At 48.6% G+C, this 13,555-nt stretch carries 9 protein-coding genes; 5 read left to right on the plus strand and 4 right to left on the minus strand.

The window, feature by feature from the left end; genetic code table 11:
• Positions 1-225: 225 nt before the first annotated feature.
• Complete coding sequence (locus tag QUA42_RS11850) at positions 226-477, minus strand: hypothetical protein (RefSeq protein WP_333137466.1); 252 nt, start codon at positions 475-477, stop codon at positions 226-228.
• 50 nt (positions 478-527) lie between these two features.
• Between QUA42_RS11850 and QUA42_RS11855 the strand changes: the two genes are divergently transcribed.
• The 3 genes from QUA42_RS11855 (at position 528) to QUA42_RS11865 (ending at position 6,146) form a co-directional block, all read left to right on the plus strand.
• Positions 528-3,338, plus strand: coding sequence for a TonB-dependent receptor domain-containing protein (locus QUA42_RS11855; RefSeq protein WP_333137467.1), 2,811 nt, complete (start codon positions 528-530; stop codon positions 3,336-3,338).
• A 273-nt stretch (positions 3,339-3,611) separates the two neighbouring features.
• A complete protein-coding gene (locus tag QUA42_RS11860) occupies positions 3,612-4,793 on the plus strand; it encodes a PepSY-associated TM helix domain-containing protein (RefSeq protein ID WP_333137468.1) in 1,182 nt (393 codons plus the stop codon).
• A gap of 90 nt (positions 4,794-4,883) precedes the next feature.
• The gene (locus tag QUA42_RS11865) at positions 4,884-6,146 is read left to right on the plus strand and encodes an MFS transporter (protein WP_333137469.1); all 1,263 of its coding nucleotides are present in this window, start codon (positions 4,884-4,886) and stop codon (positions 6,144-6,146) included.
• A gap of 227 nt (positions 6,147-6,373) precedes the next feature.
• Here the strand turns inward: QUA42_RS11865 and QUA42_RS11870 are convergent, their stop codons facing one another.
• The 3 genes from QUA42_RS11870 to QUA42_RS11880 form a co-directional block, all read right to left on the minus strand.
• Positions 6,374-8,461, minus strand: coding sequence for an acylase (locus QUA42_RS11870; protein ID WP_333137470.1), 2,088 nt, complete (start codon positions 8,459-8,461; stop codon positions 6,374-6,376).
• Positions 8,462-8,828: 367 nt separating this feature from the next.
• Positions 8,829-9,902 carry a hypothetical protein gene (locus QUA42_RS11875; protein WP_333137471.1) on the minus strand — a complete coding sequence of 358 codons (1,074 nt, stop codon included), beginning with the start codon at positions 9,900-9,902 and terminating at the stop codon, positions 8,829-8,831.
• Positions 9,903-10,004: 102 nt separating this feature from the next.
• A complete protein-coding gene (locus QUA42_RS11880) occupies positions 10,005-11,615 on the minus strand; it encodes a TonB family protein (RefSeq protein ID WP_333137472.1) in 1,611 nt (536 codons plus the stop codon).
• 748 nt (positions 11,616-12,363) lie between these two features.
• Here QUA42_RS11880 and QUA42_RS11885 point away from each other — a divergent pair.
• The gene (locus QUA42_RS11885) at positions 12,364-13,023 is read left to right on the plus strand and encodes a MotA/TolQ/ExbB proton channel family protein (RefSeq protein WP_333137473.1); all 660 of its coding nucleotides are present in this window, start codon (positions 12,364-12,366) and stop codon (positions 13,021-13,023) included.
• Positions 13,007-13,408, plus strand: a complete 402-nt coding sequence (locus QUA42_RS11890; RefSeq protein ID WP_333137474.1) for a biopolymer transporter ExbD — start codon at positions 13,007-13,009, stop codon at positions 13,406-13,408. Before QUA42_RS11885 ends, QUA42_RS11890 begins: the two co-directional genes overlap by 17 nt.
• The last annotated feature ends 147 nt before the right edge of the window (positions 13,409-13,555 follow it).

A 13,555-nucleotide genomic window follows, 5' to 3' on the forward strand; every position in this document is an offset into this window, starting at 1 on the left:
ATTTATTGTCAAGAGTCGTTTAGCAAATTTGTTGACTTCTATGGTTTTCTATATGACAATCTTTTCTAACTCTTGCCATAGCATTTTAGGAGATCGTTTGTCTAGCCCTGACAGCAACCATAATAGGCAAGTGGTGCACAACTAGCTAGATGGGTCTGACCCCCTATCTTAAAATGCAATTAGTTTTCATTAGTTAACTCTTGACAGATGTAACTGCTGTGTTATCTAATTAAGGCACTTTCTCATTAAGCGTCCAGCGACTACTTCCTTTAACCGAGGAAGCTGTCCACCGTGCGCGATCGTCCTAATCGCCACCGGACTGAGGCGTTCGCCCTCACGCGCTTCCTGCCAGACAAAGGCGGATACCGACGGGAGAATCGGATCGAACTGCGCCCGACAACTGGGCCGGATCTTCCGCAGGTCAGTTTCACTCCTGCCCACAAGAGCAGCAACGCTGCCACAAATCATGTTGTGCAAACAACGCAAACCACATATCCGAAGTTCTATCAATTGTTGATTCAAGACTAATGAACAGATCGCAGAAATTATTAAGTAGCCTTGGGCTGGCAGGAGTCGTGTCGGCGGTAGTAGCTCAGTCGGCGTGCGCTTCCAACATCGCGCAGGTGACGGGCGTTCGCCTCAACCCCACGTCAGAAGGCATTGAAATCATCCTAGACACTGAAGATGGAAGACCCCTGCAAGTCTTCACCACCACCTTTGGCGAAACTTTACAAATTGATGCCATCACCGCTCAACTGCGACTACCGGGGGGAAATGAGTTTCGTCAAGACAAACCGGCTGCCGGAATTGCTTCTGTCACGGTTACTCCTTTAGATAACCACAGCATCCGAATCAGAGTCATTGGCGAGAGGGGTCAACCAGTGGCACGGGTGATTCCTAACGCTGCGGGTCTGATTCTCAGCTTAAAACCCACCTCGCAGATGACTGCTCGCCCGCCTGCACCGGCTCCTACAACACAGCAGCCGGGGACACCCGCAGCACCCTTGCCACCGACCGGGCAGCAGGTAGAGATACCCGCAGAACCCTTACCCCCTACAGCGCAGCCGCCAGGAACGCCCGGAGAACCCTTACCGCCTACAGCGCAGCCACCAGGGACGCCCGGAGAAACCTTACCGCCGACCGCGCAGCCGCCAGGAACGCCCGGAGAACCCTTACCACCTACAGCGCAGCCACCAGGGACGCCCGGAGAACCCTTACCGCCTACAGCGCAGCCACCAGGGACGCCACAGGCAGGGAGAGACCCGATTGAAATCGTTGTCACTGCAACGCGAACCGCAGAAAGAGTGACGAACGTGCCGCGCTCTATAACGGTGGTAGACTCACAAGAAATTCAGGAGCAGGCAGGGCCATCGAGAAATATCGGGGAAGCTCTGGCAAATCAGGTTCCCGGTTTCGCGCCCCCGACTCAAAGTACGGCCACTTATGGACAAACTTTGCGGGGTCGCGACGTTTCCGTTCTGATTGACGGCGTCCCACAAGGTACCAATCTTCAATCTTTTGGCAGAGATTATAGAAACATCGATCCCAGCGCGATCCAACGCATTGAAGTAGTGCGGGGGTCTACAGCAATCTACGGCGCTCAGGCTACAGGTGGCGTGGTTAATATTATTACTCGCCGGCCAACTGAGGAAAGGCTAACTGCTGTTACTGAAGTAGGCGTCAGTAGCGCTTTAACAAACACAGAAGATGCTCTAGGCTTTAACGCTCAGCAGACGATTTCTGGCCGATCGGGCAATTTCGATCTGACTGGCACTGTCTCGCTCTCTAGAAGTGGATCTTTTTACGATGCCAAAGGCGATCGCATTCCCTTTTTTGAACTCGGCGGAGATAGCAGCACCCTCTTCAACGTGATGGGCAAAGTCGGGGTAGATTTGACCAGCGAACAGCGGCTGCAACTAACTGTCAATCACTATCGGGAAACCCAAGATCCCAATGTGATCGGAGACTCTAGCGTTGACGACCAGGAAGGACGGCAAAAAGCCCGCGCCATCCGAACCGGAGATTTTGATATCGACGGGGAAGAGCCGGGAAATAAAAGTACACAGCTCAACCTAAGTTACACCAACCAAAACCTTTTTGGCAGCAGCCTTCAAAGTCAAATCTACTATCGAACGAATTCCAATTCAGGCGTTCCTTTAGATTACCGCCCGTTCGAGTTCTATGGTCCGTTTGTCGGCGTTACTCGTTCGCGAGCCGAGAGCGAACAGATAGGAGGTAGACTGGCGATTACCACTCCTTTGTCCCGTGCCGAAAATCTTCGATTAACTTGGGGTTCTGACTATGTTACTGAAGATAGCAAACAGCGTTTCGACTTGTACGACCCGGAGATATTTGACACAAGTGGTCGTCGGGTTTACCGGAAAATTTCCGAGCGTCCTTTCGTTCCTCCTTACACTTACAACAGCCTTGGCCTTTTCGGTCAATTGGAATGGAATATTGACGATATCGTCATTCTAAGTGGCGGGATACGTCACGAACGCATCGGCTTAGAAGTCAATGATTATACCACTTTTAACGATCGCCAGATCCAAGGAGGCGATCGCAAATTTAACGCCACCCTATTTAATACAGGGGCTGTCTATAAAATTAATGACAACTTCAACGTATTTGGCAACTTTGCTCAAGGTTTCTCAGTTCCCGATTTCGGCCGCATCCTCCGCGAACCCCCAGACAATTTTGTCGGAATTGAATCTTCGTTAGAAGTAACTCAACCGCAAAAAGTCAACAGCTACGAAATTGGCATTCGAGGAGCGTGGGAATCCGTGCAAATGTCGCTTTCCGCTTTTTACAATACCTCCGATCTAGGAGTGAATTTTCAACCAGTTGGCAACACCGGTCGCCTGGAACTAAAGCGCGCCCCAGAACGCATTTACGGCTTAGAAGGGACTGTGGATTGGCAACCTGCACCAGCATGGTCGATCGGCGGGACTGCTACTTATATTCAAGGCGAATATGAGGAAAATGGCAGTTCCATCGCCCTCGATAGCGTCCGAATTCCACCGCTCAAGCTAACAGCTTATCTCGAAAACGAAACTTTGCAGGGATGGAACAATCGGTTACAGTTATTGTATTCTGGAAATCGCGATAAAGCCTTCAAAGATGGCTCGGATGGTGGCCCAATTAGCAGCTATCTCACAGTGGATTACGTCAGCACAATTCAACTGGGAAAAGGGCTGCTACAAGTCAAAGTCGAGAATTTATTGAATAATCAATATTTTCCCGTGGTTTCTCAATACTTAGCTGGATTTGGCTCGGACAGCTCTAATTATCCAGGCAGAGGTTTGACTCTCAGTGTTAATTACCGCCTTAACTGGTAATTATTTATCCGCTGGGGATTTCATGCTGAGGCAAAAGTAGAGATTGGTGACGTAAGCGCTGCCAGCCTAACTCTCGCTATCAGATGTTTTTCTGGAAGTTATAACAAGGGTCCTCTCCCTCTAGAGACCCTTATTGCTAGTTACAAATCTACCCCCCAAGCTTCGGGGGTAACTCTAAAAGCCCTCCGCAAATTTGGGAATAATACTTTAAAATCCCCGGAAAATTGCGGAATGGGGGGGAGTCTAATTATAACTAGCAACTTGGGTTAGATAATGAGAACAGTTAACGGCTTTGAGAAAAATTTCGAGATGAAGTTCCGCAAACTCGCATTCAAACTGCACTTGTATTTGGGGTTGGTGGTAGGAATATTTCTAGCAGTAATTGCTTTAACGGGCAGCTTGCTAATTTTCGGACCCGAAATCGAGCGGTTCTTCAATCCCCAACTCCTGCAAGTAATTCCTCAAGCCGAACGGATACCGCTGGAAAATGTCCTCCAGATTGTCGAAAAAGCTTATCCGCAAAATCAAGCTCTTAGTATCTTGCTGCCACGAGAAGCGAAGGATGTTTGCCAAGTTTCTATGCTGTCTAAGAGTGAGGAAATAGTTAGCGTTTATGTCAATCCTTACAGTGGAAAAATTACGGGTGGGCGCCTTTGGAAAGAAACTTTTACAGGTTTTATTTTTACGTTACACGCGGAATTAGCGGGAGGAGAATTCGGTCATCTTGTTGTCGGTATTTGCGGTCTAGTAATGCTAGGACTAACTTTTACTGGCTTGGTATTGTGGACGGGTTGGCGCAATTTGGCTCGCGGATTTTCTATTAATTGGAAAGCTCACTGGCAGCGGACCGTATTTGATTTGCATAACGTTTCTGGCATTGTATCGGTCGCTTTTCTCATACTCATCTCCGCTACAGGGACAGCGATAATTTTTTACGCGCCGGTTCAATCGACGCTGTATTGGCTAACGAATGAAAAGCCACAGCCAGCATTGACTTCTCATCCCCACTCAAGCAGATCGAGGCAAAACCTTGACGAAATCTTACACCAAGTTAATACCGTTTGGCCGGAAGCTAAAACCACTTTTATTTCTCTGCCTTTGACGCCTGAAGCCATTTTTAAAGTACGGAAAAAATTTCCCAATGAGCCACACCCAAACGGGATTAGCACCATTTATCTCGACCAATACAGTGGCAAAATATTGCAGGCTGACAGTGTAAATTCAGCTTCTGTAGCAAATCGAATTCTCAACTCGCTTTATCCGCTACATATTGGTAGCTATGGCGGAATTTACTTGCGGCTGGCACACGCGATCGCAGGATTAGCAGCAATTGTACTGTTTATGACGGGTGTAGTGATGTGGCGGCAGCGGCATTTGGCGAAATTTTACCGCAAGGAGGCGAGACAGCAATATGAAGAATTATCTCCACTGAGCCAGCAATGGCCTTGGTTTTAAGGAGAGCGGCGTGCGGTTTGATGCGGGTGTCATTCTTCTGCCTAAAAACCCCCATCCTCTGAATTTTAAATCCTATCAATCGCTTATTTAATGCAAAAATTTATTCAACTCTGGCTCGGACAAGCTGCTTCGATGATTGGCAGTGCTATGTCCGCGTTTGCGCTGACTATTTGGATTTGGGAGTCCACCAGTCAAGTGACGGCTTTGGCTTTGTTGATGTTTTTTATTCAATTGCCGCGCATCTTGCTCGCTCCGGTTGCTGGCATTATCGTCGATCGCTGTAATCGAAAATTTTTAATGGCGATAGGTGATGCAGTTTCAGCTCTGTTAACGCTGGCTATCCTATTACTTTATATCAGTCAAAACCTGCAAATATGGCATATATATGTAGCGGCTGCGGTTAACGGAATTTTTGACCAAATTCAGCAGTTAGCTTACTCAGCAGCCATCGCCACAATGATGCCAGAAAAGCATTACAGCCGTGCTAGCAGTTTAAGTTTTCTGGCAAGTTACGGTGCGAGTATTATTGCTCCGACGTTAGCGGGGATTCTCTATTCTGCGATCGGGTTGAGCGGAATTTTTACGATCGACCTGGCAACTTTTACAATCGCGATCGCCACCCTAGTATCTGTCAAAATACCCCAGCCCGCGATCGCCTCCAATCTCCAGCCGACTCGCTCTCAACTATTGCAAGAACTTAGCTTCGGATTCCGCTACATCGTCGAGCGCCCCAGCCTGCTTGCCTTGCTGATGTCCGTTTCGCTATTCTGGTTCGCTCACGACATCGGCGCGGCACTCTACTCACCGATGATTCTGGCACGCACAGGCAACAATGCCAGAATCCTAGGTACTATCCTTTCCGCCGCCGGCGCCGGCGGCGTTCTAGGAGCATCGATCGTCAGTATTTGGGGCGGTCCCAAACGCCGAATCCAGGGCTTTTTGCTGGGCATGGCAGGCGCTGGCTTGAGTAAAATAGTCTTTGCTTTCGGTCAGGCGCTTTCCATCTGGATGCCCGCTCAATTTTGTTCGTCTTTCAATTTCCCCATCCTCGGCAGTTCCAACGAAGCAATCTGGCTGGCGAAAGTCGCACCAGAAGTACAGGGGCGCGTTTTTGCTACCAGAGCAGTTATCGTGCAATTGGCGTCAGCGATCGGTTTATTGATCGCAGGGCCGCTTGCCGATCGCGTTTTTGAACCCGCCATGCAACCGGGAGGTTTTTTAGCAGCTATTTTTGGCGGAATTCTGGGGACAGGTGCCGGTGCTGGCATGGCTTTGTTATACGCTATCTCCGCGCTAGGCTTATTCCTCGTTGCAGTCGGTGGGTATGCTTGCCGGCTGCTGCGCGATGGCTAAAGGCGAAACGGAAAGAGGTCTTCTTCCTTCTTCCTGACATCCGTTATATCGTTTCCGGTTGCATCGAAATCATAAAATCGAGTCAACAGTTAACACTCAACCATTCAGTTTTTCGACCCGCCCGTCAACAATCAACAGTCAACAGTCAACAATCACGGACGGTGCAACCGGAATTGATATTACATCCGTTACATCCGTTACAGAGTCCGTTGCCGAACTTCCTTCTGCTATAGTTTCTGGCGCGAACTCAGGTGAGCTTCAATTTCCGATCGCGATCGCCATACAGGGCGCAATTCCTTGCGAGCAAAGAGCTGCAACTGATCGCCTGCGTGGGGCGAACCAGGTTGAGTGGCGTTGCCGTAACTGTTTAGCGCCATCGCTTTCACCGGATTCGAGAACTCAATCGCAGCGACAAAAGAATCGCCCGCAACTGCTTGAAAGCGATCGTCTTTCCCAGGAGCGGACCATACTGAGCGAAATACACCCAAAGCACCGTCAGCTCCATTTGCAGGCAGATTCGCCTCCCCAGGCAATCGGAAGACTTCCCCCCATGCCACATCTAACGCGCCATAAGTTACCTCAACTTTGGTTGCTGTCGCTTCCAGCACCCGCACCGCCTCCGCAGGATTTGCCAATCCGTCTGGCGTCGTTAGCGGTGCATCTTCGCTCCAAGGTTTGGCGAATAACCGATCGGCATCCATCGCTTGTTTCCAAAAGGCAAACAGCACCGCACCGCGACTGTCAGCATCGACTTTCCGATCCCAAGCGGCGAGGACTTCCGCAGCGCGGCGCGCTTTTTCACTGCCTTGCCGTGCGACGGGAATTAAATCATCGAGGAGGCGATCGGCGAGTTCTACCTGAGTGGAATGTTTGTATTGCATCAATTCATCGAAAGAGATTTTTTCATCTTCTAAGAGCATTTTTGCCGATCGCTGCGATCGCAAGTCCATCGGGCCGCGCGGTGCCATGTATGCAGGATATTTATCCGGTGCGATCGGGCTGGGAAACGTCGTCGTCCAGGGGGGATCGTTGGTATTTTGCAACCAACCGCTGGGCGGATCGACCACGCGCGGCAAATCCGCATAGGGATGATTTTTGCTCCACAAAGTCTCTGACGTATTGCCTGGAATCGTGCCTGACCAGTATTTAAAATCTCCGTTTTTGCGTATAGGGACTTGACCGTTAAACAAGTGCATGATATGCCCCTCACGATCGGCATACATGACGGTAAACATGGGAATTTCCAAGCGCTTTAAAGCGGTTTCAAATTCAGAAAAATTCTTGGATCGTGCCATATCCCACCACTGCTGAAGGGCTGCTGGTTTATCGAGTCCGACAACGCGCAGGGCGATCGCTTTGCCCTGTTTTTCTGTGAGAATCGGCCCGTGAACAGAACGCCGCACTACTAGAGATTCCGAGCGCAAATTCCCATTCTTTTCTTTGACTTTTACAACCTTCTCTTCTGTGTCAAATTTTCGGACTTCGCCATCCAAGCGATAGCCATCGTTAGCGAGGGGCAATTCATAGGCATCCCAGCCATCGTGAGTGTTGACAGTATGAGTCCATCCCAAGTTGTCATTAAAGGCGATCGTTAATACAGGAAACCCGACGAGAGTCGCTCCGTAAGCGTTAATTTCTGGGGCAATCAGTTGCGCTTCGTACCATAAATATAAATCCGACCAAGGAAGGTGAGGATTTGCCAATAGCATGGCATTGCCGTTTTCAGAGCGCGAAGGAGCGATCGCCCAACCATTAGAGCCTTTGGGGGTATCATTTTCAGCGATATCTTCAAGGTCCTCTGGATCGACTACAAAAGTAAAATTGATGACGCGTTGCGCGTGTGCTAATACATCTACTGGTTTGAGGGGCAATGCTACCTTTAATTCTTCCGTGAGCGCCTCTGGGTGTTCTTTTGCATAGGCATTCATTCCGCCAACAAAAGCATCGATATAGTTGCGGAAAATGGGAGTTTGTGCCTCATACCACGCATGGGCGCGATTAGGAATTCCCATAGTTTGCACCCAGCGATCGGATTCCAGATAATCTTCGCCCCAAAACTCGGCAGCTTGCCCGCGAGCTTGCCCGTAAAGACGCAAAATCAGATTACCGTGACTTTGCATCTGCGCCCAGCCGAAAGCGTAGAAAAGGCTTTTACTATTATCTCCGTAAATGTGTGGAATTCCATAGGTATCCCAAAGAATTTGAGTGCCGGTTTGAGGCGCGGATTGAGTCCCATTATTCAGGAGCAAAACTAAAATAAAACTCATCAATAACGAGACAATCCGCCGCCCTTGCTTTTTTAGTTGTATAAACACTGAAAATTAATTTGCTAGGGTTAAACTGAGACATTGCAGCCTTTTCAACAAGCTACAGCAACAAAACGCCGAGAATTTAAAGCCCTTTTATAGAAAACAAGGGAGAAATTTATACCAAATCCGATGCCCAAAAACGTAACCTATCTACGTCTATCTGCGTCCATCTGCGGTTAAAAAAATAACACTTCTTCGAGAAATCCAGAAAATCCGAAAAAAGACCCTATGTAAATCGGATTTGGTATTGAAAAGCCTCACCTACGCTCACCAAATTGAAAAGCGCTATAAAAGCCGGTGTGCCGGCTGTAAAGCGCATTAATGTCATTGGTGAGAAGGGGAGGAAACAAGTAGGGCGATATAGGTTATAGGATTATTTTTTAAGCTGCCCCTGTTGCCACGTTCCCTCTACTTTCGTTCCATCTACATATAAATAAGAACCTTGCCCGTGTTTCTGGCCGTTGAGGAATTCACCTTGATAGCGATCGCCATTGGCGTAAATGCAGGTACCTTTGCCGTTGAACTGACCATCGCTAAATTCGCCTTCGCAGCGATCGCCATTCTTAAAAATGTAAACTCCTTTCCCGCTCATTTTACCCTTGACAAAAGTGCCTTTATAACTATCTCCATTGGCGAACTCACGGACACCTTCACCACTAAATTCTCCATTGTCAAACGGCCCTTGATAACGTCCCCCTTCTTTAAAATTAAACAACCCCTGACCTTGAGTGTTGCCCTTGACAAACTCTCCTTCATAGCGGTTGCCGTTCGGATATTCGCGAACCCCTTTACCGTGAAACTGCCCTTCACTAAATTGTCCCTCATAACGGCCTCCTTCCGCAAAGGTATAAATTCCCTGCCCGTGAGGCACATTATTCAGCAACTCTCCTTCGTAGCGGTTCTTATTAGCATATTGACAGACGCCTTTTCCGTTAACTTTTCCTTCTTTAATATCTCCTTCGCAACGAGTGCCGTTACTGAACGTAAAAGCCCCGCGACCGCTGGGAGAACCATTGGTAAAAGAGCCTTCGTAACGAATGCCGTTAGTTGAGGTAAAAGTTCCTGTACCGTCGAACTCACCGTTTTTGAAAGTTCCTTCGTAGCGGTTGCCGTTAGCAAATTCGCGGACACCTTGACCGTTGAATTCACCATCGGCAAATTCTCCTTGGTATCGACCTTCTTCTTTAAAGGTATAGATGCCTTTACCGTGAGGTTTGCCAGTGAGAAATTGGCCTTCGTAGCGATCGCCGTTGGCATATTGACAAATGCCCGGGCCGCTGAGTTTTCCCTCACTCAATTCTCCCTCGCAACGTCCGCCATCGGGTAAAGTAATTACTCCTGCCATTGCGCTGTGAGGGTTGGCAAATAACAAAGCAATTCCCAAGTTGGAACCAAGTAATAGAACGAGTCCAAATCGCTGGAGTTTACTTAATATTGGTGACGACATTCCCAAATTCATAATTCACAAAAAATTCAACTTTTAACTTTGCTATTCCTGGGACGGTGCTATATAATTTCCAGCCAAATTGCTAGAGTCTCAAAAAAATCCCTAGTCAGTGAGCAGGAAGGTAATGGTTATTCTTTCTCCTTGAATGCCACTCTCTGATGGGGCATATTTCCTTTCTTCTACTGTTTTCATCGCTGCGCGATTCAAGTCGTTGTATTTGCTAGGAGTCAATATCTTAATGTTGACTGTCTTACCGTTGGGGTCAATGTCACAAATGAGTTCCACTTGGCCTTGGCGCCCTTCTTCTCTGGCTGCGCTCGGATAGTTAGGTTTACCGCAGCCACTAATGCAAGTGCCTCCAGGCGTGCCGGGAGCGCGCGAAGGACTCCCCCCTCTTCCTGGATTTGTCGGTTTTTGCCCTGACCCCGAACCGCTTCCAGAGCCTCCGCCTCCACGACCTCCGCCTCCAGAACCTCCGCCTCCAGGGCCTCCGCCTCCAGGGCCTCCGCTTCCAGAGCCTCCGCCTCCAGAGCCTGGTAAGCCAGCCGTCGTCGATCTTCCCAATCGCCCCGAACCATCCCCAAATGGCTCTGAGGAAGGTAGGTCGCCATTTTCGCTGGCGCCAGATGGTGAGTTCGACCCACTTCCTCCAGGGCTTCCACCTCCAGGGCTTCCGCCTCCGGGGCCACCAGAGGCAAGGTTTCCTAAACCTCCGATCGCATTTCGAGAATTGCCGCCGCCTCCTGGCCTAGTAGCTGTGACTGGCGACCCAGCCCCGGGCGATCGCTGTATGGGCCCGGAAGAAGGATTTAATGGCTCTGAGGAAGGTTCCCCGCTACCCGCCGAAGCAGATGGTGAGAGCGGGTTATTTTTTTCGGGGCTGTCGGAGGAGTTGGGATTTCCAGCATCTTTTGTAAAGTCTGTGGAACTTCCAGCACTCTTGGGGCGGGAGGCGGTAACGGGTGGTTCGCTTTTTGGAGGATCGGGCGAAGGGGTTTCGGGTTCCTTGGCGATCGGGGTTTTAGGAGTTTCTGGGGAATTGAAATCCTGTTGAGGTGGGGGGGAAGGCTGGATAGGAGTTGGTGGCGGAGTTTCCGTTAAGGGCTGCTCTTGCTTAATCTCTGGTGGTGGCGTTACCGCTACGGGTGGCTCTTCTGGAATCGGCGGTGGCGTTACCGCTACGGGTGGCTCTTCTGGAATTGGCGGTGGCGTTACCGCTACTGGTGGCTCCTTTGGAATCGGCGGTGGCGTTACCGCTACGGGTGGCTCTTCTGGAATCGGCGGTGGCGTTACCGCTACGGGTGGCTCTTCTGGAATCGGCGGTGGCGTTACCGCTACTGGTGGCTCCTTTGGAATCGGCGGTGGCGTTGCGGCTACGGGTGACTCCTCTGGAATCGGCGGTGGCGTTACCGCTACGGGTGACTCCTCTGGGGGAGTTGGCTCTGCTGGCGGTTCTGGTTTTAACGTCTCTGGTGGGGGAGATACCTTTTCTGGAATAGTCGGCTCTGGCTGGGTTTCCTCTACTTTGGGCTCATCAAGCATAACAACTTCAATGGGTTCCTCTGCAAATTCAGCAGGTTTGACCAAGTTGAGGCTCAACGGCAGCGCGACACCGTGCAGGAAGGTTGAGGTTAACATACTGATCGCCAGAACTTTTTTGAGAGATTCTTCTTGTTGTTCTCTTTGCGTCGCCGAAATATTTGAAAAACTCATGCCTTATGAATCTCCTTGATGGATGGGTTGGCAACGTCCTCGCTGGCTCCCCCACATAACCCGAAACAAGCTACCAACTGCGGGTTGAGCTTGCTATCACTGATGAACCTACCCATCCTATAAGAAGACTGTCACCCTGTTCAAGACTCTTGCAATTAATTTTCATTATTTTATTTTGATAGAGCGAGTAGATACTACCAATCAGCATTTCCTTTGGGTGCGCCTACGTCGCTTTCGTGGGTGCTGTCAATGTTCTGATTCTGGCAGGGCAAGGTTCCACAATGCCTTAAATACAATACTTTAGCCCGTAATCTACCAATAAATTTCAATATTCTCAAGCTTTTCAGAGAATATTTTATATAATTATTTTAAATAAGTTTAAATAAATTAAATAAGCAAATATTATTTTAAATTTTGGATGATGGCTTGACAAACACAGAATTTTGTGGAAACCTAGTTGAGAATCTTTTAAATTATTGAAGATTATTGTCAAGTCCTAACGGAAATCTTTAGCAAGCACTGGGAGAAAAATCGGTCGAGATCGCAGTAGAAGCATTTTGGGTAAAGACGAAGATAGTCACATACAGGTAATGCGTTTGTGCGATCGCGATCGCCCTTGAGTGCAACAATTCGCAGTCTGAATCACTTGTGCCGACTTGACGCAGAAACTCTACCAGCCTTCGATCGGGCTAATTGCACCATTAGGCAGCTTGCGATCACTCAACACAGCTAACGAGAATACAAACTAATGGATAATTTCATTTACATTTTTCGCGCTGGGGGCATTGTTTCTTGGCCGCTGCTTGCCTCGTCAATCGCAGCAGTCGCACTGATTTTAGAGCGTCTTTTCTTTTGGTTTAAAGTGAATCAGCGACAGCGGCGGGTCGTCCGGGAAGTGCTAAGACTTTACACTCAAGACCCGGATTCCGCCATCAAAAAGTTACAAGTAAACGCTGATTTGCCGTTAGCCAGAATTTTTTTAGAAGCTTTAGAATTAGACTCGCCCAACATCGAAGAATTTCGTTTGGTCTTAGAGAGTGCAGCTCAGGCAGAAATCCCCGTTTTGAAGCGATTCAATACAATATTTGACACCATTATCACCCTCTCCCCGCTATTTGGGTTGCTCGGAACAGTTTTGGGCTTAATTACCACCTTTGACTCCCTCAAACTGGGAGATGCAGCAGGCACCAATGCCGCGGGCGTTACCGGGGGGATTAGCGAAGCCCTCGTTTCTACGGCAATGGGGTTAGTGGTGGCAATCTTTACACTCTTATTTGCCAATATGTTTCGCGGGTTTTACTTACAGCAGATTGCTTTTATTCAGGAAGCCGCAGGCCAGCTAGAGCTATTGTATCGTCACCACTACGAAAAACTACCCAGAGAATCTAATTATGCGCCTACCCGATGAACCTGAGAGTATTGCCCAGATTAACATCGTGCCACTGATTGATGTAACCTTCGCCATATTGACTTTTTTCATTGTTTCCTCTTTGTCTTTATCCAAATCCGAAGGTCTGCCCGTAAATTTACCGAAAGCATCAACATCTCAAGTTCAGGACTCGCCTGCTAAAATTACCGTCACCATTGATGCTCAGGGAAAATTATTGGTTGATAGAAAGTCAGTCAACTTAGAGCAGATTGAGAGTACAGTGCGACAGGTAATGGGGTCAAATCCGAACTCATTAATTGTGCTGAATGCGGATAAAAGCGTCAATCACGGAAATGTTGTGGAAGTTATGGATCGATTACGCCGAATTAAGGGAGCTAAGTTAGGGATTGCTACGGCAAAGTAGAGAGTTCCTATAATTACTAATTTGTAATTAGCTCACATCATTAAACAGGAATTACCCCGTGAAAAGTTACTAAAAAAATCCTGTAAGCCAGATTAAAAGGTAGTCCTGAAGAATCTGTATGATTCAGGACTTTATTTGATAAAGCCG

It is taken from the genome of Microcoleus sp. Pol11C2 (assembly GCF_036701505.1).
Taxonomy (GTDB): Bacteria; Cyanobacteriota; Cyanobacteriia; order Cyanobacteriales; family Microcoleaceae; genus Microcoleus.